General features: G+C 70.3%; 17 protein-coding genes. 11 read left to right on the forward strand and 6 right to left on the reverse strand.

Features of this window, described 5'->3' with window-relative positions; translation table 11 throughout:
- Nucleotides 1–104: 104 nt before the first annotated feature.
- Both drmB and EIO00_RS07165 read right to left on the reverse strand, forming a co-directional pair.
- Nucleotides 105–1895 (reverse strand): DUF1998 domain-containing protein, encoded by a 1791-nt coding sequence (gene drmB, locus EIO00_RS07160; protein ID WP_241661191.1) that lies wholly within the window; start codon nucleotides 1893–1895, stop codon nucleotides 105–107.
- Nucleotides 1896–1978: 83 nt separating this feature from the next.
- Complete coding sequence (locus tag EIO00_RS07165; RefSeq protein ID WP_241661199.1) at nucleotides 1979–3616, reverse strand: helicase-related protein; 1638 nt, start codon at nucleotides 3614–3616, stop codon at nucleotides 1979–1981.
- Nucleotides 3617–4432: 816 nt separating this feature from the next.
- Between EIO00_RS07165 and EIO00_RS07170 the strand changes: the two genes are divergently transcribed.
- The 3 genes from EIO00_RS07170 to EIO00_RS07180 all read left to right on the forward strand — a co-directional run bounded on the left by EIO00_RS07170 (nucleotide 4433) and on the right by EIO00_RS07180 (nucleotide 9552).
- Complete coding sequence (locus EIO00_RS07170) at nucleotides 4433–5863, forward strand: GTPase domain-containing protein (protein WP_161602671.1); 1431 nt, start codon at nucleotides 4433–4435, stop codon at nucleotides 5861–5863.
- A 632-nt stretch (nucleotides 5864–6495) separates the two neighbouring features.
- Nucleotides 6496–8847 (forward strand): SF1B family DNA helicase RecD2, encoded by a 2352-nt coding sequence (gene recD2 / locus EIO00_RS07175; protein ID WP_241661192.1) that lies wholly within the window; start codon nucleotides 6496–6498, stop codon nucleotides 8845–8847.
- Nucleotides 8848–9120: 273 nt separating this feature from the next.
- Entirely contained in the window at nucleotides 9121–9552 is a 432-nt protein-coding gene (locus EIO00_RS07180; RefSeq protein WP_140176418.1) for a hypothetical protein, read from the forward strand.
- Nucleotides 9553–9864: 312 nt separating this feature from the next.
- Here the strand turns inward: EIO00_RS07180 and EIO00_RS07185 are convergent, their stop codons facing one another.
- Nucleotides 9865–10953 (reverse strand): winged helix DNA-binding domain-containing protein, encoded by a 1089-nt coding sequence (locus tag EIO00_RS07185; protein ID WP_140176420.1) that lies wholly within the window; start codon nucleotides 10951–10953, stop codon nucleotides 9865–9867.
- A gap of 1033 nt (nucleotides 10954–11986) precedes the next feature.
- Here EIO00_RS07185 and EIO00_RS07190 point away from each other — a divergent pair.
- Nucleotides 11987–12622 carry a hypothetical protein gene (locus EIO00_RS07190; protein ID WP_140176422.1) on the forward strand — a complete coding sequence of 212 codons (636 nt, stop codon included), beginning with the start codon at nucleotides 11987–11989 and terminating at the stop codon, nucleotides 12620–12622.
- Between the two features lie 306 nt (nucleotides 12623–12928).
- Here the strand turns inward: EIO00_RS07190 and EIO00_RS07195 are convergent, their stop codons facing one another.
- Genes EIO00_RS07195 through EIO00_RS07205 form a run of 3 tightly spaced genes read right to left on the reverse strand, consistent with a single transcriptional unit; the run spans nucleotide 12929 to nucleotide 16024 of the window.
- Nucleotides 12929–14182 carry a kynureninase gene (locus EIO00_RS07195; protein WP_206664065.1) on the reverse strand — a complete coding sequence of 418 codons (1254 nt, stop codon included), beginning with the start codon at nucleotides 14180–14182 and terminating at the stop codon, nucleotides 12929–12931.
- Complete coding sequence (locus EIO00_RS07200) at nucleotides 14179–15177, reverse strand: amidohydrolase family protein (protein ID WP_206664066.1); 999 nt, start codon at nucleotides 15175–15177, stop codon at nucleotides 14179–14181. Before EIO00_RS07200 ends, EIO00_RS07195 begins: the two co-directional genes overlap by 4 nt.
- A complete protein-coding gene (locus EIO00_RS07205) occupies nucleotides 15170–16024 on the reverse strand; it encodes a tryptophan 2,3-dioxygenase (RefSeq protein ID WP_140176424.1) in 855 nt (284 codons plus the stop codon). Before EIO00_RS07205 ends, EIO00_RS07200 begins: the two co-directional genes overlap by 8 nt.
- A gap of 1010 nt (nucleotides 16025–17034) precedes the next feature.
- Between EIO00_RS07205 and EIO00_RS07210 the strand changes: the two genes are divergently transcribed.
- The 7 genes from EIO00_RS07210 to EIO00_RS07240 all read left to right on the forward strand — a co-directional run bounded on the left by EIO00_RS07210 (nucleotide 17035) and on the right by EIO00_RS07240 (nucleotide 24128).
- Nucleotides 17035–17346: an STAS domain-containing protein gene (locus tag EIO00_RS07210; RefSeq protein WP_161602672.1), complete on the forward strand. Its 312-nt coding sequence runs from the start codon at nucleotides 17035–17037 to the stop codon at nucleotides 17344–17346.
- 1301 nt (nucleotides 17347–18647) lie between these two features.
- A complete protein-coding gene (locus EIO00_RS07215) occupies nucleotides 18648–20168 on the forward strand; it encodes an ATP-binding protein (RefSeq protein ID WP_140176428.1) in 1521 nt (506 codons plus the stop codon).
- On the forward strand, nucleotides 20165–20617 hold the full coding sequence (locus EIO00_RS07220; RefSeq protein ID WP_140176430.1) for a roadblock/LC7 domain-containing protein: 453 nt from the start codon (nucleotides 20165–20167) through the stop codon (nucleotides 20615–20617). The genes EIO00_RS07215 and EIO00_RS07220 overlap by 4 nt, the downstream gene beginning before the upstream one ends.
- Nucleotides 20614–21000 (forward strand): DUF742 domain-containing protein, encoded by a 387-nt coding sequence (locus EIO00_RS07225; protein WP_140176432.1) that lies wholly within the window; start codon nucleotides 20614–20616, stop codon nucleotides 20998–21000. Before EIO00_RS07220 ends, EIO00_RS07225 begins: the two co-directional genes overlap by 4 nt.
- On the forward strand, nucleotides 20981–21625 hold the full coding sequence (locus tag EIO00_RS07230; RefSeq protein ID WP_140176434.1) for a GTP-binding protein: 645 nt from the start codon (nucleotides 20981–20983) through the stop codon (nucleotides 21623–21625). The genes EIO00_RS07225 and EIO00_RS07230 overlap by 20 nt, the downstream gene beginning before the upstream one ends.
- Nucleotides 21622–22884: a cytochrome P450 gene (locus tag EIO00_RS07235; RefSeq protein WP_140176435.1), complete on the forward strand. Its 1263-nt coding sequence runs from the start codon at nucleotides 21622–21624 to the stop codon at nucleotides 22882–22884. Before EIO00_RS07230 ends, EIO00_RS07235 begins: the two co-directional genes overlap by 4 nt.
- Complete coding sequence (locus EIO00_RS07240; RefSeq protein ID WP_140176437.1) at nucleotides 22884–24128, forward strand: cytochrome P450 family protein; 1245 nt, start codon at nucleotides 22884–22886, stop codon at nucleotides 24126–24128. The genes EIO00_RS07235 and EIO00_RS07240 overlap by 1 nt, the downstream gene beginning before the upstream one ends.
- Nucleotides 24129–24141 lie beyond the last annotated feature (13 nt).

Here is a 24141-nt window from a genome sequence, read left to right on the forward strand (position 1 = left end):
GATGATCACCGTAGTGCCCCGGCCCGGGTCGGGAGGCCGGAACGCCCGACGAGCGACGCCGTCCGGAACCCGCGCGCCGACGCGGGTTCCGGACGGGAGCATCGTCACTCGTCGAGGGCGAAGTAGCCGACCGAGGATTCGTCGGGGGTGCCGATGAGCATGGCCCGGTCGAGGAAGGTGTTGTTGGTCTCGCAGCTCGTCTCCGGCAGCAACACGCAGGCGTAGCAGGCCGCGAGGTTGAGGCTGTCGACCCCGCCCGCCTCCGACTCCATGCAAGGGGGGTCCTGCGAGCACCACGACACCCGCCTCAGCGCCGACTCCAGGGAGTTCCGCAGGTTCTTGTACTCGCCCTGGGCGACGACCCCGCCCAGGCTGCCGGCGGAGTCGCTGGTGGCGGTGTAGATCAGCAGCCCGGCCATGTCGTGGGAGACGTACAGGCGTTCCCGCAGCGAGGCCGCCGGGTAGCCCGACTCCAGGCTCCACTCGTTGATGAGCGCGTGCGCCAGGGTGTGCAGCAGGATGTAACGAGCGCTGATCGGCGACTGGATCTCTCGGACGGCCTTGGGGTTCGTCGCCATGATGCGACGGCGGAGCGCCGCGGTGTGGTTGTCGCGGATCCGGTCGGCCCGCTGGCGGACCCCCTTCTGCCGCTCCCACTCGCCCAACCTGGCCGTGTCCAAGGTCAGGAACACGCCTTCGCCGATGACCTCGACGGCCGGGAGCCACCCCTTGTCCTCAATGGACAGGGCCGCCCTTCGGGTCTCGGGCGTCGTGGAGTCGGGCGCCTCGACCCGGGTGAACGACCACAGGGCGCGAACTTCGCGGAGCCGCTTGACCTGCATCGAGCGTTCGATCCCGACCGGAAGGGGGGTGTCGGGATCCTCCGGAGGCCTGGTGCATTCGAAGTCGTCTTCGCGGTCGACCGACGCTGTTCCGAACAACAGCCGCTCGTATTCCTCCCGACGCAGTTCACCGGCCGCCTCCAACGGCTCTCGCCCGTCGGAGTCCGCGACTTCGCTCTCCTCCAACTGCACCCGAAGCTGGACCGCTTCGATGACGTCCTTGGGGGTGAAACGTGAGGCGTCCAGAATGCCGCTCGCCCGGATGAGCTCCTCGAGGGATTCATACGACACCCTCCCCTCCCGCCACAACCGCACCGATGACTTCAACATCGGGTACTGGCTGCAGTTGAGCCGTTTTTGCAGGGTCTCCGACCACGGTGGGATGGACAGCGCCGAGCGGACTATCGGGAACCAGACGGCGGAAGAACCGCGCTGCAGGGTGCGGGGAATCGCCTTGCAACCGGACTGCTCGGCTCCCCGCCCGAGCCAGGGACGGCGCCCTTCGCAGAAGATATTGAGCGATCTCAGGGCGTTCCGGGAGAAGGCACCCTCCATGGAGGCCTCCTCGCCGCACGAGCAACGGATGATCACCGAGCGCAGCGACGCCGTCCGTCCGGTGCTGTGCAGAGTCAGTCGGTGCCCACGACCTGGATCTGCGCCTTTATGCACCCACTTGGCGTAGGGAAAATCATCCAGATGCCCGTTCTCGCAGGCGATCACGAAGCGGGAGGGCGTGAGCAGTTTATCGCACGCTCCGCATCGACTCGTTCCCGGAGGCGAGCCGAACTTATGGAACTCCTTCAGTTCATGGCATCCCGGGCATGAATAGAACTCGGGAAAGAGCCTAACCCGCACGCCGTCCCCGGTCGACGAACTGGCGGCGGGAGGCAGCCGGAAGCCGTCCACACCGAGCCGGCGCTCCAGGCGAGGCTCGTGGATGGTGATCGAGGTGTCGAGATTCCAGGTGTCGAGTCCGCTGATCACATAAGACTGGTCTCCGATGGCGACCATCGCCCCGACCCCGTAGGTGGTGATCATCTGTGCCCTGCGCACCCCGCCCAAGGGCGTGCGAGACGCCCGGCGGGCGCCGCGACCGGTCCGGACCCGTCCAGCTCTCCGCTGTGCCATCGCCATGTTCATCGCTCCAAATAAAGGTCGGATTCGACGTCGACGTCCCGCAGACTCCACAAGGTTTGATATGCGAGGTCGAGATCCTCATCCGCGTGGGAGCGCAGCAATGCGGCGCCCTTCGCACGGGATTCGTCGTGTTTGAGATTCGCCGGCGCCTCGTAGACCAGCTTCGGGTTGCGGGCCGCCAGCCACCGCCACCTCTCGATGATGCCGTCGAGGTCTCTTTCGGTGCCGTGGAGCTCGTCGGACGCGTCCGGCGCGATCGACTTCACCCGCGCCAGGATCAGGTCCTTGAGCTCCTCGAGACGGTTGACGAAGGACTCCACGTTCCCGGCGGCGCCGTTCGGGCGGGCCTCGGGGTACAGCAGCCGGGCCATGCCCACGAGCACCGCGTGCAGGGCTCGGTCACGAGTCCGAGGCGAGAAGGGGGTCACGCTCGTCGACTCCACCTGCCGGTACAGCGCCGAGTGATAGGAGGTGAAGTTCTCATAGTGCGAGCGGTCCCGGGAGCGGGCCGCGTTGAACAGGACGACCACCAGCCCAGGGTGCCGCCGGCCGACCCGGCTGCTGGCCTGGATGTACTCGGCGGTGGTCTGCGGCTGCCCCATGATCGCCATCAGGCCGAGCCGGTCCACGTCGACGCCGACGGAGATCATGTTGGTGGCCAGGACCGCGTCGAGGGCGTCCTCGTCGGGCAGCGCCCGTTCCAGGTCCTTCAACCGCTGCGGGATGTCGCTGGACTTCACGCGGCTGGTCAGCTCCGACAGCAGCTCGGCCGGGCGCGGGACGACCCCCTGTCGTCCGGCCAGTAGTTTGAGGCGGTCCTGGACGTCGTCGTGGAACTGCAGTTCGGCGGCAGCCAGCAGACGAAGGCTGTTGAAATAACCGACGAGCGTCCAATAGGCGTCACGGACGGCGTCCTCTCCCCCGATGTCGGCCGCATGGTGCAGCAGCGCCGCGTAAGTCCGCACCCACAGCGTCGCCTGGCTGAGGTGGGTGGTGAGCAGTCCCACGTACCGGCGAGAGGCCTTATCCTCTGCGGGGGCCTCGACCGCGAACCAGGAGTCGCGGGCGTCCAGTCCGGCCGGAGGGAACTGGCACACCCGCCGGTTGAACAGGCTCCGCACCTGTTGTTCGGCGCGACGGATCGTTGCCGTGGAGGCGATGACCTTCGGTTCGTCCGCGGCGACGTCGACGGCGGTCTCGTACAGACCGGCGAGGCTGCCGAGCGGTCCGGAGATCAGGTGGAGCTCGTCCTGCACGATCAGCTCCGGCGGCGGCGTCCCCTCCGGAGCCCCGCTCCGGTTGAACAGGGCGGCGACCTGTCCTCGCCATGTGATCTGCGCGAATTTGTCGACCGTCGCGATGAGCAGCGTGGGCCGGACCCGATAGATCCGCTCGTCCACAACGTGGACCGGCAGCTCCTCGTGGAAGTCGCACTCGTCGGAGGAGCAGAACGTCCGCATGCGCGAGGTCTCGAGGTCTACCTCGTAGTTCCAGGCGTCCATCGCGGTGCCGCACCAGGGGCAGACGCGCAGCTGGACGGGGTTCTTCTCCTGCAGCTCCTCACCGGCACGCAGGCGTTCGAGGCTGGTCGCGGCCTCGGCGATGGTGTTGGGGGTGGCCGCGCGGCCCACCCACATGCCCAAGGAGATCGGTTCCTCCCCCAGCGGCCTCGGGATGCCGACATATCGCAGGCCATCGCCCATCGCCGCCTGCGTGAGGGCATCACCGCGCCGACCGCACAGGCCTTCACCCCGCATCAGGTCCAGGCCCGCCGTCGATCCGGTGGGCACGACCATGCGACCGCAGGTTGAATGCTCTCCTTCTGCGACCGGGTCGTCGGCACGACCGAGGACAGCAATGACCCCTACCCCTGGTTCCCCGGCAAGGCCCGTCCACGGGAGCCCTCGGCCGGTCCGGATGACGCCCCGCCGCGGACGTCAGAGGTCGAGCCCGACAGCGCGCCCGAACTGTGGACCACCCGCGTCTCCGCCCCGCCGGCGCCCCATCCGGGCAGCATCAGGCCGGTGGCGCCGACCGTGTCAGACATGTCGAAGCGGGCATCGGTGCCCATGCCCTGCGACGTCCGCATCCGGACATCCCCGGTCCGCTGGATGCCCCCGCGCTCTGCAACGCAGCATCCGCGTTCCTTGAACGCGCTGTCGCCCGTCTCAGGCGATGCCGGCGCGTCCCGCGATGCATCGCCTTGAGGCCGGGTCGGACCGGCGTCTCGTCCAAGCCGCCCGGTCCCTGGGCGGCACAGGAGGCGGCTTTCATTGAGAAACCCTCAGCACCCCTGACCGGAGCAACTCTCTTAAGCAATGCACCGAAGAGTGACAGGCCACCCATACCGCGCAACGTCTCGAACCTAGAAGCAGATATAGTGACACTGAAATCAGGCGACCAAGAGGAAAGGATAAGGGACGGAAGTTATGCCCCAAAAAGGATGGCCCGAAATGAATCCGAGAGAGCGCGATGAGCTCGAACCCCAGCGAATCCCCGTGGTCGTCGTATGCGGCGCCACAGGAGTGGGCAAGACCACCATGATAAACACGCTGTTCGGACGAAAAGTCGGCGAGGTGGGACGCATTACCCGAGGGACCGTCAAGGACGCTCGCCACGTTTGGGAAGCTCAAGGAGAACACATCCATGTAATCGATCTTCCCGGGCTGGGCGATAGCGAAGATCTCGATAATGAGTTCAAGGAGATCTATCGCCGTTACGCGCCGACCGCCGACGGATTCATCCTGGTCACCACACCTCCCCGCCCAGCGCACCGGGGAACTCTCGACACCGTCAAAACCCTCCTGGATTCCGGGGTCGAGCCAGGAAAGATCATCTTTGCGCTAAACCGATTGTCTTTGTTGGACCGCGAAACAAATGGGACTCGCGAGTCCATTACGATCAATGGCTTCGAAGGCCCCACACTTCCGTGGGAACACGAATTGATCGAAGAGCAGAGGAAACAGTTCCTAAAGGACCTTGCCAGAGGACTGAAACGCGATGATCTATCCCTGGAACGAGTCATTCCTTTCGATGCCTTTACAGGATGGAACCTCCCTCTACTGCTACACCGGCTGGTCGATATCCTCCCGTATGCCACTGCCAGTGAAACGGAGGAGATGGTCGATCAGTCCTTGGACGATATGCGCGCATCCATCTCAAGCCGACTGCGCGCACAGCGCGAAGCCGCTGAAGCCGAGCTGGCCAGGAAGTCCAGAGAGCTTGAGCAACAGCAGCTAAAGCGAACCCAACTAATGGTCGACCTCCTGAAAGAAGAAATCGATAACCTAAAAGACGAAATTGATAACACTAAAGAAGAGCTCAGGAGATTCAAGTCAGAGTTGCGAGAAGTGAAAAGCATGCAGCCCCGCACTACGGGCGAATCTGCCGCTTCATCCAGCGCATGGACAAATTCCCCACGTACACCTTCCGAGGACAAGCGCACCACGGCGGCAAAGTGGGACTCCAGCCGAACCGATGCGCCCAGCGCCCACCGCACCGGAGAGAACCAGGGCAGAACCGAGAAAGACGGCCGAAAAAATGATCGAGAAGTTTCTCGAAGGCTGCCCCCCGACTCCACACCACCCTCTTCCAGGGGTAATGACACACGTGAAAAGTTGGCCCAATTGGAGCAGGACATCCAGCGCAAGCAGGAAGAGAAGAGACGACTCGAAAAAAAGATAGACTCTTTGGGAGAAACGGAAAAAGAGGCAATTTCCCAGATAGAGGAGAGTCGCGTTGCCATCAAGAAGGGGATACTGGCGCGAGTCAAAGAAAAGCTAAAGAGAATTTGGCCGACCGTGGGAGCCAGTCTCACTGCCAGCGCAATCGCACAAGGAGGGCGGAGACTGCTGGCCTGGCTACGGGATCAAAGCACATTCTGAAAAATTCAGAAAAGAGCGTTTCTTTGCACTGATCCACAGTTCACGGGATGACATGCCCACAGAACTCCGTGGACGCATCTGCACCAGGAAGCAATACTGCTGTTCTCTCAACGAAGGCCGCCTCCTGTGCCGCCCAGGGACCGGGCGGCTTGGACGAGACGCCGGTCCGACCCGGGCTCAAAGCGATGCATCGCGGGACGCGCCGGCATCGCCTGAGACGGGCGACAGCGCGTTCAAGGAACGCGGATGCTGCGCAATGCTCGCGGGCCTTAGGAGCACGCTGCGATCGAGCACCTCAAGATGCGCGCCGAACCGCCGGAAGCGCCGGCCGTCCCGCCCTTCGGCGTCGGATGCGGACGGAGCGGCGGCTCCCGCATCCCGGTCGCCGGGACGGCCTGGAGATGAACGTCCGCTTCCGGTGCGCCGACACCGGTCTCGCCGAGAGACCCTCGCCGATGCGTCGGGTCCGTGCGCACGATGAGGCGGAGGCCGAGGCGCCGAAGAGGCCGGTCGGACGCCGGGGCCGTCGTCCGACCCGCCTCCGGCGGACGTCGCGGATTCCGCCGTGATCGTCATGCCGCGGCGCGGGAGGCGTTGCGCGTGTTCTCCGCCCTTGCACCGAGACGGCCGGGATGAGGCCGCTTTTCAGGTCCGGGCCGGGGAGCGGGGCCGTGACCCGGCACAATGCTGATGTGCATGATCCGCGTCCTTCGCCGCAGGTCGGTGCGTCCGAGGCGGTCCGGGGCGAATCGGTGCTGGAGGCGGTGCTGGAACGCATCACCTTCGTCAACGAGGAGACCGGATACACCATCGCCCGGGTGGCCACCGAACGGTCCGGCCCCGACCTGTTGACCGTGGTGGGGCCGCTGCAGGGCGCCCAGATCGGCGAGAGCCTGCGGCTGCGCGGCCGGTGGACCTCCCACCCCAAGTACGGACGGCAGTTCCAGGTGCATTCGTTCACCACGGTGCTGCCGGCCACCGTGCAAGGGCTGCGGCGGTACCTGGGGTCCGGGCTGATCAAGGGGATCGGCCCGACGATGGCCGAGCGGATGGTGGATCACTTCGGCACCGACATCCTGCGGGTCATCGAGGAGGAGCCCGAGCGGCTGACCGAGGTCCACGGGCTGGGGCCCAAGCGGATGCGGCGGATCGCCGAGGCCTGGGAGGAGCAGAAGGCCATCAAAGAGGTGATGGTGTTCCTCTCGGACGTGGGGGTGTCCACCTCGCTGGCGGTCCGCATCTACAAGACCTACGGGGACGCCGCCGTCGACGTGGTGCGGGAGGAGCCCTATCGGCTGGCCGCCGACGTGTGGGGCATCGGGTTCAAGACCGCTGACACCATCGCCCAGGCGGTCGGCATCCCCCACGACAGTCCGGAGCGGATCAAGGCCGGCCTGCGCCACACCCTCTCCCAGGCCGCCGACGACGGGCACTGCTATCTGCCCGAGCCGAACCTGCTCACCGAGGCCGCCAAGATCCTCCAGGTCGACCCCGCCCGGGTCGGTCCCTGTCTGGAGGAGCTGGCCGCGGACGAGGGGGTGGTGCGGGAGACGGTGCGCACCGTCGGCGGTCACCAGGTGCCGGCGGTGTATCTGCCGCCGTTCCATCGGGCCGAGTGCTCACTGGCGACCGCTCTGCTGGGGTTGCTGCGCTGCGACGTCGACCGGCTGAGCTCCTTCGGCGAGGTGGACTGGGAGGCGGCGTTGGGCTGGCTGGCCCGGCGCACCGGCCAGCGGCTGGCCGAGGAGCAGCGTCAGGCGGTCCGGCTCGCGCTCACCCGCAAGGTCGCCGTGCTCACCGGCGGCCCGGGCTGCGGCAAGAGCTTCACCGTCCGTTCGGTGGTGGAGCTGGCCCGGGCCAAGAGGGCCAAGGTGCTGTTGGTCGCCCCGACCGGTCGCGCCGCCAAGCGGCTGGCCGAGCTGACCGGTCACGACGCCTCCACCGTGCATCGGCTGCTGGAGCTGCAGCCGGGCGGGGACCCCAAATACGACCGCGACCATCCGCTGGACGCCGACCTGGTGGTGGTGGACGAGTGCTCCATGCTGGACCTCATCCTGGCCAACAAGCTCGTCAAGGCCATCCCGCCCGGTGCGCATCTGCTGCTGGTGGGCGACGTCGATCAGCTTCCCTCGGTCGGTGCCGGGGAGGTGCTGCGCGACCTGCTGGCCGCCGACGCCGTCCCGCATGTCCGGCTCACCAGGATCTTCCGGCAGGCGCAGCAGTCCGGGATCGTGGTCAACGCCCACAAGGTGAACGCCGGTGAGCCGCCGGCCCTGACCGGTTTCGACGACTTCTTCTGGTTCGGTTGCGATCCGCCCGCCGACTCCGGTCTGCATCCGGCGGAGGAGACCGCCAAGCTGGTGGTCGACATCGTCGCCCGCCGCATTCCCGCTCGTTTCGGGCTGGATCCCCGCCGGGACGTGCAGGTGCTGGCCCCCATGCATCGGGGTCCGGCGGGGGCGGCCAGTCTCAACGCCCTGCTGCAGGAGGCGCTCACCCCCTACCGGGAGGGTGTTCCCGAGCGCCGTCACGGCAGCCGGGTGTTCCGTCCCGGCGACAAGGTCACCCAGCTGCGCAACAACTACGACAAGGGCCGGGCCGGGGTCTTCAACGGCACCGTCGGCGTCGTCACCGCCGTCTCCCCCGAGGAGGGCGTCCTCACCGTCACCACCGACGAGGACGAGAGCGTCGACTACGACTTCGCCGAGCTCGACGAGCTCGCTCATGCGTATGCGGTGACCATTCACCGGTCGCAGGGCAGCGAGTACCCGGCCGTGGTCATTCCCGTGACCATGAGCGCCTGGATGATGCTGCAGCGCAACCTGCTGTACACGGCGATCACCCGGGCCCGCAAGCTCGTCGTCCTGGTGGGGTCCCGTCGTGCCCTGGCCGTCGCCGTCCGCACCCCGGGGGCGGGCCGCCGGCACACCGCGCTCGCCCATCGTCTCCAGTCCGCTTTCCGGCCTTCCTCGCAGCCGGGATGAGGAGGGCTCCCGGCGTGCTCCCCGGTGCTCTCGGGCGTGCGCGTCGTCTCTCCCGCCGTCGGCCGCCCGACGGAGGCGGCGTCATCGTGCCCGGCCGCGCCCGGGCCGCCGCTGGTTTCTGCATGCGACCGGGGCGGAGCCCGGTGAGGGTCGTGCCGCGTCATGACGGCCCGATTCGCTCCCGGGCGGGTCGCGGTCCCGCATGCCGGGGCTCACCGCTCACCGCGGTGCTACGGTTCAGGAGAGCCGAGGAAGCCCTGGACGGTTCCCGAGATGACCTCTTCGCCCGATCGCCGCGCACCCGCTCCCGAGCGGAGCGGCGGATTTCTGCAGTGGGTCCGGTTCTTTCGCTACTGCGCGGTCTGCGTCGTGGCGGCCTTCATTTCGTTCACCGCCTTCTCTGATCCCGAACGCATGCCGGACGGTTTCTCTCCGGTCGCCGGCGTGGTCGGGACGGTGCTGCTCGGCTCGTTCCTCTGCGCGGCGGCGGTCGTCGCGGAGCTGGGCGGTCGTGACGCCGCCACGCTGCTGAAGGTGGCGCTGGGCGCATGGATCGTCGGCATCCTCGGGATGGTGTACGGCGCGGTGGTGGTGCTCGTGACCGCCGCGTTCTCCGACCTTCTGGTGACGCTGCTCGTCGGGCTTCTCCTTCTCGCCGCCATGCCGCCGCGCCGCTCGGCCGGCCGGGGCGGCGCCCGTCGTTAACCGATGCCGGCGAGAGGGTCACCGGGGTTCTCTCGACGCGCCGGGGGTGCAGGTCAGCGGGCCGGTGGTCGCGGGATCCCGCCGGGGCGGTCCCGGCGGACGCACGGATCCGAGCGGGCGGGCCCTCTTCCCGAGGGCGCCCGGCGCCCGGAGGCCTTGGCCGGCCCTCTCGAGGGTCATCGTGTCGACCGGGCTGGCCTCACCCCTGCGCCCGGCCCGACACGTCACCGTGAGCGGGGTGTGAGCCGCGTGCTCGCGGACGGCGCATCGTTCTTCTGCGGCCGGGGCGTCGGGCTCGGGGCCGCCGAGGGCTCATTCCTCGACCGGGCGGAACCGGATGTCGTGGGCTTCGCAGTCGGCGGCGCCGAAGCGCAGCAGCCGCTCGCCCTCGGCGACGACGGCCGCCTCTTCTTCCGCGGACAGCGGCTCGAACAGCCGGATGTCCAGCGTGGCGGTCTGCTTGTCCCGTTTGACGGCCCACAGTCCGCGCACGAAGCCGTCCACTGTCAGCGTCGCGTCGATCCAGGCGTACGTGCGCTGTTCCTCGGTCACGATGCGGGAGCGGTCGTGGTAGGCGAGCACCACGTTGTCGAGCGCGGCCAGGAACCGCACCGGGGCGGGCGTGTCCGGGTCGGGGCGCGGCGCGTCGGGCAGGTCGAACAGCTCCCGTCCGTTCTCGTCCCGGAAGGTGCGCAGCTTCGGGCGGAGCGGTTCGATGGCCTCCTTCAGCCCGGTCAGCCCGCTCCAGGCCCGCACGTCGCTGACCGTCGCCGGGCCGAAGGCCGCCAGGTAGCGCCGGATGAGGTCCTGCACCGACGGTTTCGTCGACAGCGGCCGGCCGAGCCAGTGCTCGGCGAGCGCGAACGGCGTGGCGCCGCGCCGCCGCCACAGGCCGTCGGGCGGCGGGTGCAGGACCGGCAGCAGATGCTGCGCCGACCGGGCCAGCGCCACCCGGTCCCGCCCGGGCCATCGCTCGGCCAGCGCCCTGCCCAGCTCGGGCCGGGTCACCGTGCCGGTTCCGATGATCTCGCGGGCGGCACGGGCCAGCTCGGCCAGGTCGATGCCCTCGGTCTGACGGCGGAAGGTCCCTTTCTGCAGGGTGGCCAGCAGCCGGTCGAACAGCGGCCGGAAGCGCACATAGTCGTCGGCGGTGAGCAGGTGCTGGGTGCCGCGGAACATCATCGCCCGTACCACTCGGCGGTCGTGCAGCAGGCGGGTCAGGTCCTCGATCCGGAATCCCTCGATCCGTGACCACAGGCCGAAGTAGGGCGGGTCCGGGTCCTGGCCCTGCAGGCCGACCAGATGCTCGATCACCTTGAGGGGCGGCCGGTCGACCCGGCGCAACAGCAGCTGGCGCTCCAGTGTGGCCCGGTTGAGCGCCCGGCGGGTCAGGGTCTCCATGACGTCCTTTCACACCATCGGCCGGACCTCCAGCGGAATCTGAAATATTTTAATCGATGCCACCGAGAAGTGAATCGACTTCTGATATCGGTTCGGATGTCGCCGGGAGTCCGCCGACCCATTTTCTGCGTGCGACTCGTGGCCCGTGCGGCGGGCGACCGTATGCGACGCAGACGGTCCAGGCCGCAAGAACCGGCGTCAACCGACGATCGAGCAGAACGAGCACAGAAAGGGATTTTGAGGTTCTCTCCGTGCGATAGGCCGCAGGCGGGTCGGGGCCGGCACGCCCCGCCGTACCGTTGTGAGCATGGGCCTGCCGGCACCGTGGCCTTCGGCGACGTCCGCCGGCGGCTCGCCCGGAAGGGCTCGGCGGCCGTTTCCAGCCGAGTTCATGCAGGACGTTGCGCGCGTCGCCGCCCCATACCGCCGCCCGTGAAGCAGGCGCAGGACATCGGCGCAGAAACGCGGCGCCACCGACACGCTCATCTCTCTCAAGAAGGGGCGCCGGGACGTCGCCGGAAATAGAATGCCGGCCATGGAGTGCGGAGGACGCCTGAGAAGCCCTCCACGGCAGGTGCTCTTCGGTCGACGCCACCGCTCTCACCGACGTCGTCGAACGTCGAGAGGCGTCGGCGCACGCTCACGCCCGGAAGACGGAACCGGCACGTCGCAGGAGATACCGCCGCCCTTTCGTGCGCATTTCACCGGCTCCGCGTCGACGCAGGCCGTCATGCCGCTTCCGCCGTTCCGGCTCCCCCCTCTTCGCCGTGAGGGGCCTCCCGGCCGCCGCGGAACCGGTCATTCCGGCGGACGAGCTCCCCGACGGCCGGGGCGGCCGGAACGGAAACGACCTCGAGACCGACGCGCCGGCAGGCGCATCGAACGACCGACGGCGCCGCGTCCGGCCCTCGCGGTCCGCCGCCGCACGCCGCACCGCAGAGCCGCCCCGCCCGCACCGTCGCCCCCCTGATCGGCGGGCGGCCGAGGGCGGCCGACGACCGAAAGGGCGAGAATCCCTGAACACCGCGTGGAGATGAGCACGACCGCCCCGTACCGAGTTCTCTACGGCACCCTCTCCGCCATAGCGCAAGGGGTCACTTTTCTGGCGGTGATATTCTGCTTCGGCGCGCACCTGGTCGACCATCTGTCCCTCAAGTCGAGCAGGCACACGACGCCGGAGACCGATCTGAACACCTATTTCCTGGTGTGGTCGTTCGGCATCGCCCTCATCGTCGGGCTGGTCATGGCCCGGAAAGTCGGCAGGGGGACCTGCTGCGCGTCGGCCGCCGTGCTGATGCTCCTCGCCGAGATCTCGATCCATGTGATCCACGTGTCCGGGCGAGGCCACACCGTCCCGGCCGCCGCCGTCGGAGCGGCGCTCGGTTTCAGCTTCGCCGGGTCCTTCGAAGTCGTCGGCTCATTCGTGGCGACGGTGAGCGCGATCGCCGCGGAGATAGCGATGAACCGCTTCTTCAGCGGCCTGCAGGACAGGCTGGACTCCTCCCCGGTGGAACAGATAAACGCCCTGTCCGCCGCAATGGCGCACCCTTTCCTGACGGCGTCCGTCCTGCTCGTGGCCGTGCAGTTCATCTTGTCCTGGCGTGGAGACGATCGCAGACCGCCTCCGCGCTGGACGTCGCTTTCTGATGCGTGGCCCGGCGACCTTTGATCCTCGGCACCGAGTCCGGACTCCGGCTCGTCCCCCGAGCCGGGCGGGCTCGGTGTGGAGGATCCGATGCGCCGCCGCGCCATGCATCGCGCGGCGGCCCGTCGGCCGTCGCCCGCGGCCCCGCCGGCCGGCACCGACGCTCCACGGCCGCCCGCCGGGTCCGGCCGCGCTCCGGCGGGTGGGCACGGCCGGGCGGCCTGGCGGACCCGGGGTCCGTGCGGCTCGGGTCGGTCCGCCGACCGCCCCGGACGCCCGGTCAGCGGCGGCCGCGGACGCGGTCGCGCGCCGGGAACCGGACGGGGGCGCTCATGCGCGTTCCTCGGCGAGGGCCTCCGCGACCATGGTCAGTCCGAGGGCGACCTCGGAGAAGGAGGTGCTCAACGGGGACAGGCCGACCCGCAGCCCGCACGGCGGCCGGAAGTCCGGGATCACTCCCCGGGTCCACAGCCGGGCGGTGACGCGCTTGAAGTCGGGGTGATCGAAGGTGACGTGGCCGCCTCGCTCGTCGGCGGCGCGCGGGGAGGCGAGGCGGACCCCCAGCGGGGCGAGCAGGTCGTCCGCGGCCTCGATCGCGAAGCCCGTCAGCTGCACCGACTTGGCCCGGATCGCGGGCATGCCCGCCTCCTCGATGAGCGCGAGCATGTCGCGCATCGGGAGCATGCCCACGATGGGCGGGGTCCCGCTGATGAAGCGTCTGATGCCGTCGGCCGGCTCATAGCGCTCGCCCATCGCGAACGGGTCGCCGGCGCCCATCCACCCTTGGATCGGCTGGCGCAGCCGGTCGTGCAGGCGGCGGGCGACGTAGGCGAAGGCCGGGGCTCCGGGACCGCCGTTGAGATACTTGTAGGTGCACCCCACGGCCAGGTCCACCTCGTGCTCGTCCAGCGCCAGCTCCACCGCCCCGGCCGAATGGCACAGGTCCCAGAGCATGAGCGCGCCCGCCTCGTGCGCGGCCGCGGTGATCGCGGGGAGGTCCGCCATGTACCCGGACCGGTAGGCGATGTGGCTGAGCACGACGAGGGCGGTGCGCGGCCCCGTCACCGCCCGGACCTGCTCGACCGTCACCCCCGCGGACGGGTCGGGGGTGATCCAGCGGATCGTCAGGCCCCGCTCGGCGGCGACGCCCTCGACGACGAACCTGTCGGTGGGGAAGTTGTCGGTGTCGATGACGATCTCGTCGCGTCCGGGGCGGGCGTCCACCGCGGCCCGGATGAGCTTGTAGAGCATGACCGTGGTGGAGTCGGCGACCACCGTCTGCCCGGGTCCGGCCCCGAGCACGACCCGGCCGATGAGGTCGCCCAGTTCGGTGGGGGCGTCCATCCAGCCCTCGTCCCAGGAGCGGATCAGACGGTCGCCCCACGGCCCGTCCACGAAGCGGGCGAGGTTGTCGCGGGTCGCCTTGAGGGGGCGGCCCAGGGAGTTGCCGTCGAGGTAGGCGATCACGTCGTCGCTCTCGACGAAGGCCGACCGGTATCCGGCGAGGGGGTCGGCGGCGTCCAGGGCGGCCGCCCTCTCCTTGAGGGCGACGGGAACGCGGGTGGCGATGTCGTCGGTTGTCACAGGACGTCCTGGGGGTAGGCGGCGGTGAAGCGCCGTGCGGTGGAGAGCCAGGTCACCAGTTCTTCGCCCGTGGTGGGCAGGGGCAGGGGCGACACCAGGGCCCGGTCGGCGGGGATGGCCGGGCCGGCGGGTCCGACGAGGGCGGTGATGAGCTCATCGCCCTCGAGGCCGGCCCGGTGGAGGGCCCGGATCTCGGTCTCGTTCGGGCCGACGGGGGTGGGGCCGTTGCCCATGTCCGTTCCGTAGACGACCCGGCCGCCCAGGGCCCGGAAGCGTCGGATGTTGTCGATCGCGACGTCCCGGTCGCGGGGGTCGTGGACGGCCAGGGTCGAGATCCAGGTCATGTGCGCGCCGCGGGCGAGCACGCGGTCGGGGATCCGTTCGGTCCAGGGGGCGTGGACGAGGACGTCGGCGCCCGCGTCGATGGCGCGGGCCGCCTGCCCCGGTCCCTCCGCGTGCACGAGGGCCGGCAGCCCCGCGGCATGGGCGGCGTCGACCAGGGCGTGCAGCACCTCGTCGCCGAGCAGCGGGAGTCCGGAATGCAGGGCGATCTTGACGGCGTCGGCTCCGCATTCCCCGACGGCCCGGACGGCGGCGCGGGCGTCCGCGGCGTCGGTGACGGCCCGTACGGCCGCGTCCGGGGCCCAGGGACGGCCCGAGGGGTATCCGCCCGGGGCCGTGTGGAACGGCCCGGCGATGCGGACCGTCACGCCCGCGGGCGGGCGGGCGCGCCAATCCGCCGCCGTCTCGGGGATCCAGCCCAGGTCGTGGACCTCGACCAGGGGGCCGTCGGCCAGCCGCGCCCTGTCCACCAGGCCCAGGTGGACGTGCCGGTCGACGATCCCCGGCAGGATCGTGATCCGGCGGCGGGGGACCGCCGGGGGCGCGTCGGCCCGTTCGATGCGGCCGTCGACGACGCGGAGGGCCGTGACGCCCGTACGGGCGCCGAGCCAGGCGTCGTCGACGAGGAAGGGCGGGGCCTGGCGGTCAGCCACCGAGCTCCGTCCGGACCGCGATCAGTTCGGGGAAGAACGTCAGCTCCAGGGCTCGTCGCAGGAACGCCACGCCGGTGGAGCCGCCGGTGCCGCGCTTGTGCCCGATGGTCCTTTGGACCGTTTGAAGGTGGCGGAAGCGCCAGAGCTGGACGGCGTCCTCGAGGTCGACCAGGTCCTCGCAGGTCTCGTACAGCTCCCAGTGGGCGGCCGTGTCCCGGTAGATGGCGCGGAACACCGGCACCAGGCCGGGCGCCTCGACCCAGGCCGCGCTGACGTCCCGGTCGAGCACCTCGGCGGGGACGTCGTGGCCGCGCCGGGCGAGCAGCCGCAGGAAGGCGTCGTAGACGGTGTGGCTGTGGAGGATGTCGGACAGCATCGCGTGCGCCGCCGGATCCGACTCGAAGACCGCGAGCATCTGCTCGTTCTTGTTGCCCAGCAGGAACTCGACCGCGCGGTACTGGTAGGACTGGAAGCCCGAGGCCGAGCCCAGCGCGCCGCGGAACTCGGCGTACTCGCTGGGGGTGAGCGTCGTCAGCACCGACCACTGCTCGATGAGCGTGCGGATGATGTGCTTGACCCGGGCCAGGCTCTTGCGCGCCGGGGACAGCTGGTCGGCGTCCAGTTGCCCGCGCGCCGCGAGCAGTTCGTGGACGAGGAGCTTGAGCCACAGCTCGGAGGTCTGGTGCTGGATGATGAACAGCAGCTCGTCGTGGTGCGGCGGCGTGCTCTTGGGGTGCTGGGCGGACAGCAGCACGTCCAGTTCGAGGTAGCTGCCGTAGCTCATGGTGGAGCTGAAGTCGGTGCGCACCCCGTCCTCGAGGTCGCGCACGCCGTTCTTGATCGACATCGGGCACTCCGTTGTATCCGCAGTCGATGTGACAAAACCTTGACGAACGCTACCAATCGGAACATAACGTCGGGGTTTCGCGGGTCACCTGTTACCACACCGTGCCCAGGGGCGCCGCCCGCTCGGCGCGGTCGAGCGGCTCGGCCCGCCGGCTCCGCCCCCCGGCCCGGCGGACGGCGGCCGCGTCTTCCCGGCCGGGGCCGGCGATGAGCCGAGAGCGGGAGATGCCGCCGCGAGCCGGGAGGACGGACCCGGGGTTCCCCGGCGCCTCCTCTTCCGGTGGGCGCGACCCGGCGCCCACCGCGAGGGAACGCGATGGAACGTGTCGCGATCCGGGCGCGAGGAACGGCGGAGCGGTGAGGCCTCCGGGGCGAGGGAACGGACGGATCGGTCGGCCTTTCGCCCGCCCCGTGATCGTGCGGCGCTCCGCGCGACGGCCTCCGATGGCGAGGCGGCCTTCGCCGGCGCCTCGAAGAGGGGTGCGCCGCTTACTCGGCGGCCGGCGGACGGGCGTCGTCGAAGGCGATGCCCCGCCCGCCAGCCGCCGGTTTTCACTCTTTCGCCCACCGGGGCGATTTCGAGCGAGCCTGACATGTCAGCACCGAACGGTGTTCACGTTATAGAGGCGTTGTGATCAGAAGCGGGCTCGATTATCGACGAAGAAAGCCCGCCTGTCCGATCATCACCGATATGGGAAAGAATCTGCCCTAGCTCCCTGCCTGCCCAATGCCAAGGAGAGCTCGCACCCGTGGACCCGGGCCGAGCGCGCCGACGAGACGACCTCATGATCATTTGAGGAGACGATCCGGCCGCGTCGGTGTATCGTGCAAGGAATCGCAGCAGCCCGGCGCCGAGGACGGCGCCTTTTTCGGCTACGGCATCGCCTTGCCATTTTTGTCATGATGCGTGGCCGTACCGGTGATGGAGGACGCAAGTGCCTGGTGACCTGACGAAGGAGTCAGTCCGGGATGTCCGTTGATACCGATCCTCGACCCGATGACGGATTGATCGTGTCGACCAGGCCGCAGGGCGACTGGCGGGTGATCGAGGTACGCGGTGAGCTGGACATCGCCACGGTGCATCTGCTGGACGATCAGGTCACCGCGGCGGCGGCCGGCGTGCGGCCACAGATCGCCCTGGAGCTGTCCGGGCTGGGATTCTGCGACTGCGCGGGGCTGGCCGGCATCGTGCGGGCCGCCAAGCGCGCCGCCGAGACCGGTGGGCGGCTGATGCTGCTGCGCCCCTCCCGCCCGGTGTCCCGCTGCCTGCGACTGACCGGGCTGGACCGGCATCTGGTCATCGCCGACACGCTGGCATCGTGATCGCCCGCCCCGCCCGCACCGACCGACGTCCGCGGCGGGGCCGGCCCTCTCCTCCTCCCCCCACGACCGTCGCGGCGGAGGCACCGGCGATCGCGGACATGCGCGCTCCGACCCCCGGGACCCGGCACGGCGGCGGTCGACGACGCCTCCCGTCGCCGGGGCGAGGTCCGGCCGGGCGTCGCCGAGAGGGCCTTCGCGCGGCGCGCCGGGACCGCGCCGAGGGACGCCGGGCCGCGGCCGACGGAGCCGACGCGGCACCGACACGGCGCCGCGGTCCGCCGGGGGATCGGATGCGCGGGGGTCACGCCGGCCGGGCGTCACATCGTTCTCCGACCCCGATAAAGAGAACGTATTTTTCGTCGACTACCGGACTGCGATCACTTATCGTGCCCCCATCACCGTTCCCGACGGCTCAGAACGGTGATCTTCACCACAGACAGTACGGCCGTTCGACACCCCTCCCCCTGCCCGCCGATCACTCCGACCGGGGATTTCACGCGGACATTTTCACGGGTTCGGCGCCGACCGTTTTCAGGTGCGATGCGAGGGACGCGCCCCGTGTGGACCTCCTGGGCGCATCGTCGGCCACCGGTCGCGCCGCCTCCTCGCCGAAACGGCCTTGAACAGGGATTTCAGCGACCGATGAGGCGCGTTCCCGCAGCCCCGGGAGGCGGCGGAGAAGTGTCGCTCATACCGTAAATCGGTGCCGATAGTGCAGCTTGGCCACAAGTGGTCATCGCGGGGGTTCTGGGAGCCTGCGCCGCGCCGAACCAACGATGCTCGACAGCGGCAGGGATCGCTGTATCGGAGACCTCGCCGCCGCCCTTCGCCCGCTTCATGTGCGGCCATATCCGAAATACGTCATATTCATGACGAATCGGGCGGCGTGCGAAGGTCGCCGAGGGCACGACATGACGATTGCGAAAGGCGCTGATGTCGAGCACGACGAGGTCATCCGTCCATCGACGATCCGCTGTGCAGATCGGCGCTCACGCAGCCGTTTCCGGCAGGGATTCGCACGCACTGCCCGTGCGGGACGGCCGGTGACGCCGATCGGAGCGGCGACGTCCGGCGCCGATCGGAGCCCCGGCCCGCCCGGCCGGCTCCCCGTCCCGCCGAACGCGCTCGGGCGCACGGCGCCGCGCCGCGGCGCTCGGCGGACCGGCCGCGGGCGGTGCGGCGACGTCCGATCCTCTGCGGACGGCGTGAACGCCTCGCCGGCATGGCGCCGCGACGGGCCGTCCCCTCAGTGACACATGAAAGCGACCATGACTTCTTCCCCTCCGACCGGTGCCACGTCCGTGGTCGACGCGTCATCCCCTGCACCGTCCCCCGCACCGGTCCCGCGCCGATCGAGGCCGACCGGCGCCGCGGTCGGCGGCGCGATCGGCGGCGGAGCCGCCTACCTGGTGCTGGCGGCGGCCCTGTACCGGGAGCCGGGGTGGCCGATGACGGCCGTGGCGATCGCGGCGATCGCGGCCGCCGCCGCGGTGTGGGGCCGGCGGCTGACCCGGCGGCATCACGAACGCCTCGCCGAGCTGCAGGCCGCCAAGGACAGGGCGGTCAGTGAGCAGGACGCCCGGTGGCGCGACTTCCACGTGCAGCGCATGGAGGCGGTGGCCGCGGCGCTGGACGAGCTGGCCGGGCCGCGGATGCAGGCCGTGGCGCAGGGACTGCCGGTCCCGCCGTCGACGCGGGACGACCTGGAGCCGCAGCTGATCGAGCGCCTGGACCGGGTGCTGCAGGAGGCCGAGCGGATCGCGGACCGGTACCGCGCCGAGCACGACCGGGTGGACGCCGTCACCGGCGCGGTGGTGGCGACCGGTCAGGACTTCATGGCGGCGGCGCTGCGGGTGCAGCAGGAGGCCGCCGCCATGCTGCAGCGGCATTCGGCCGACCCCGACGTGCTGGAGGTCGGCAACCGCGTCGACCACGCCGCGGCGCAGCTGCAGCGCCGGGCCCAGAGCCTGGTGGTGCTGGCCGGGCACCATCCCGGCCAGCAGTGGCCCGACCTTCCGCTGGTGGAGGTCGTCCGGGCCGCCCAGGGCCGGATCGTGGCGTTCGAACGGGTGCAGGTCGCCGGGGACGGCACGCTCGGCGTCGCCTCCAAGGCCGCCGAACCGCTGATCCACCTGGTGGCCGAGCTGCTGGCCAACGCCACGCAGAGCTCCACCCCGGCCGATCCGGTGGAGGTGCGGGTGCGGCCGCTGCGCGACGGCGCGGTGATCGAGATCGACGACTGCGGTCTGGGGATGGATCCGCAGACGCTGGAGCGGCAGCGGGAGATCGCCTCCGGCCGCACCCGGGTCGGTCTGGCCGACCTGGGGCCGACGCCGCAGCTGGGCCTGGCCGTGGTGGGCGAGTACGCCCGCCGGTACGGGTTCGGGGTGGAGCTGCGCGAGTCGATGTACCGCGGGATCCAGGCGGTGGTGTGGGTGCCCGCCGAGCTGACCGTCATCGTCGATCCCACCGCCGAGCTGGACGACCTGGCGCCCGTGCGGCCGGCCGCCCCCGACCCCCTGACGGGTCCCGAGCGCCTCTCCCCGGCTCCGCGTCCCGGTGCCGGGGAGGGCGCCGACGTCGCGGGGCCCGGCTCCGCCCGACCCGCTCCGGTCTCCCCCGACGAACTGCCCCAGCGCCGCTCGCGGCGCAACCGGGCCCCCTCGGGCCCCGCCTTCGCCGCCGATCCCGCCGAGGGCGTGTCCCGGGAGACGCCGGATGAGGCCGCCGCGTGGGCCGCGGCGTACTTCGGGGCCGCCGACAACGGTGACCGGCACTCCCTTGCCGACGCACCCGACACCGACGACGAGGAACAGCGATGACCGAACACAGCAGCCGGCCGAGGGCTCTCATCAGCGGCAATCCGGAGGACAACGGCTGGATGCTGGAGGAACTGGCGTTGCCGGGCATCCGTCACGCCGTGGTGTGCTCCCGTGACGGACTGCCGCTGGCGTACCCGTCCTCCACGCCCCGTGAGGACGCCGAGCGACTGTCGGCGGCCTGCGCGGGGCTGGCGACCCTGGGTCAGGGGCTCGCCGACTCCATCGACACCTCCTCCCCCGCCGGCGCCGTCCCCATGGGCCTGCCTCAGGAGGTCATCATCAAATACGACGGCGGAATCCTGTTCGTGCGAGGCGCCGCCCGCAACACCGCGCTGGCGGTGCTGGCCGAGCGGACCATCGACCCCGGGCTGGTCGCCCGGCAGATGCAAAAGCAGGTCGACAAGATCGGCCGGGGCATGAACGCCGCGGTCCGCGCACCGGGGTCATGAGCGGCGAGCATGGTCCGCTCGGCGCCGGCGGTCCGCCGGAGGAGGTGCACCGCCGGCCGGTGCGCGCCTATGTGATCACGCGGGGCCGGTCGCAGCCCACCCGCAACACCTTCCGGCCCGAGACCCTGCTGATCGCCACCGACCCGGACCGTCGGCTGCCGCCGGCGGCCACCGTGGAGCAGCGCAGGTTCCTGGAGATCTGCCGGGGACTGCTGTCGCTGAGCGAGGCCGCCGAGGCCCTGCGGCTGCCGATCAGCGTCGCCGCGGTGGTGGCCAGCGACCTGGTCGACGCCGGCCACTTGACGATCCGTTCCACACCGCCGTCCTCAGCATCCGACCCCACACTGTTGCGAGCGCTCCTCGATGGTCTCCGCCAGCTCTGATGTCCCGTCCGCACCCCGTCGCCCGGACTACGTCGACAGCGCGGTCACGCAGTCGGCCAAGCTGCTGGTCGCCGGCTCGTTCGGGGTGGGCAAGACGACCTTCATCTCCTCGGTGAGCGAGATCCGGCCGCTGTGCGCCGAGGCCCCGATGACCACCCTCAGCATCGGCACCGACCGCCTGGACGGGCTGGAGAACAAACGCACCACCACGGTGGCCATGGACTTCGGCCGCATCACCCTCACGCCCCAGGGCTTCTCGCCGATCGTGCTGTACCTGTTCGGCACGCCCGGGCAGCAGCGCTTCTGGAACGTCTGGGAGGGCTACGGACTGGCGTCCGGGGCCGCGGGGGCGCTGGTGCTGGTGGACACCCGCCGGCTGGAGGACAGCTTCGAGGTGCTGGACCAGCTGGAGACCCGTGCCCCCGACCTGCCGATCGCCGTGGCGGTCAACGTCTTCCCCGACTCGCCGCAGCACCCTCTGGAGACGGTGCACCGCAAGCTGGACCTGCTGCCGCACACCCCCATCACGTCCTGTGTGGCCACCCGCCGGGACTCCTCCATAGACGCGCTGATCACCTTGGTGGAGCATGCGCTCGACCGCAGCCTGGAAGGCGGTGCCTCATGAGCGATCGCCTGGCGGACATGACGGGGTTGACCCCGCTGACCGAGATCGCCGCCAGCCCGGACCTGCACGGCACCTACCGGAGGCTGCGGGAGCGGTGGGGCAACGTCGTCCCGGTGCTGCTGGAACGCGGCCGCCGCCATGAGATCAACGGCTGGCTCCTGCTGGGCTACCGGGAGATCCTGGAGGTCGTCCAGGACGAGCGGCGGTTCGCCCGCAACCCCGAGCTGCACTGGCGCGACTACGTCGAGGGCCGGGTCGACCCCGACTCGGGGCTGGCGCCGATGATGTTCCCCCGGCCCAACGCCTACTTCGCCGACGGGGAGACCCACCAGCGGCTGCGCGCGCCCCTCGACCAAGGGCTGCGCGAGCTGAACCAGCACGCGATGGCGCGGCAGATCCGCGCCGTCTGCACCGAGCTGACCCGGGACTTCGTCGGCCGCGGGCACGCCGACCTGGTCGCCGAGTACGCCACCCGCATCCCGATGATCACGGTGGCGCACACCATGTTCGGCATCGGTCTGGACCACAGCCGTCGTCTCCACGAAGGGCTGTTGGCCCTGTTCGGCTCCGGCGCCGACTCCCAGGACGGTTATCTGGACGTCCAGCGGATCCTCAACGACGTCATCGCCGCCCGCAAGGAGCAGCCCGCGGCCGATCTGACCACCGCGTTCCTGCGGCATCCGAACCTGCGCGACGACACCGAGGTCATGCAGGAGATGCTGCTGATGATCTCCGCCGGGTACGAGACCACCGCCATCTGGATCGCCCGGGCCCTGCTGCTCATGCTCAGCGATCCCCGGTTCTCCGGCCGGATCCGCGGGGGCACCCTCGGCGTCAACGAGGCGCTGGACGAGGTGCTGCGGCTGGATCCGCCGATGACCCACATGCCCGCCCGTTTCCCGCTGCTGGACTGCCGGATCGCCGGCCAGCGGATCGCCCGCGGCGACGCGCTCATCCTCGGCCTGGCCGCCGCCGGGTCCGACCCGCGGATCCATCCCCCGGGCCGCAACTGGTGGCAGGAGATCGACAACCGCGCCCACCTGGGCTGGAGCGCCGGACCGCACACCTGTCCCGCCAAGAGCCAGGCGCGGATGATCGCCCGCATCGCCGTCGAGACCGCGCTGCACGAGCTGCCCGGCGTCGCCTTGGCCGACCCGGACGCCCCGATCCCGCTGGTGCCCTCGCCCTGGACCCGGCTGCCCGCTCACCTGCACGTCCGTTTCCCGACATCCTCATCCGCGCACTCTGGAGGAGTCTGATGACGCTGACCCCCGCCCCCGAGGTCCGGTTCAGCCTGGATCCCTACGGCGGCGACCACCACGGCGAGGCCGCCCGGCTCCGCGAGGCCGGCCCCGCCGTCCCCGTCGCCCTTCCCGGCCTGCCCGACGACGTCACCGCCTGGGTCATCACCCGGCACAGCGCCCTGCACGGCGTGCTGCGCGACCCGGCGGTCAGCAAGAACTGGCGGAACTGGGCCGCCCACCGGCAGGGGCGGGTGCCGTCGGACTGGCCGTTGCTGGGCATGTTCGCCGTCGACAACATGTTCACCGCCGACGGCGCCGAGCACCGGCGGCTGCGCGGGCTGATCAGCGGCGTGTTCACCCGTTCCCGGGTCGAGGCGCTGCACCCGCGGATCGTCGGCATCATCGACGAGGTCCTGGACGCCCTGCCCGGTCACGCCGACGCCGACGGGGTGGTCGACCTGCGGCGGCACTTCGCCTACCCGATCCCCATGCAGGTGATCTGCGAGCTCCTGGGCGTCCCCGCGGACTGGCGTCCCACCCTGCGGGAGCTGGTCGACAGCCTGTTCCGCACCGACACCACCCCCAAGGAGGCCGTCCGCACCCAGGAGCGGCGCCACCGGCTGCTGGCCGATCTGATCGAGCTGCGCACCAAGGAGCCCGCCGACGACCTCACCACCGCGCTCCTCAACGCCCGCCGCGACACTCCCGACGCGCTCAGCCACGAGGAGCTCATCGACACCCTCTGGCTGCTGTGCACCGCCGGTCACGAGACCACCCTCGGTCTGCTCGCCAACGCCGTCCGGGCGCTGCTCACCCACCCCGAGCAGAAGGCCATCGCGATGCAGGGCGAGGAGGACGCCTGGTCGGCGGTGGTCACCGAGACCCTGCGCTGGGACCCGCCGATCACCAACCTGTCCTGCGGTTACCCCACCCGGCCGCTGACCGTCGAGGGCGTGGCCATCCCCGCCGGCGACGCGCTGCTGGCCTCCTACACCGCCGCCGGGCGGGACCCGTCGGAGTACGGTCCCACCGCCGACCGCTTCGACATCACCGCCAGCCGCACTCCTCACCTGTCCTTCGGCGGCGGTCCCCACTACTGCCTCGGCGCCCCCCTCGCCACGACCGAGGCCCCCTTGGCCCTGCGCGCCCTGTTCACCCGCCACCCCCGCCTGCGGCTGGCCGAGGAGCGTCCGCTGAAGCCCGTTCCGTCCCTGTTCACCAACTCCGTCCAGGAGCTGCCCGTCCGGCTGGAGCCGTAGCCGGGATGCGGCG

This window comes from Thermomonospora catenispora (assembly GCF_006363815.1).
Classification (GTDB): Bacteria; Actinomycetota; Actinomycetes; order Streptosporangiales; family Streptosporangiaceae; genus Thermomonospora; species Thermomonospora catenispora.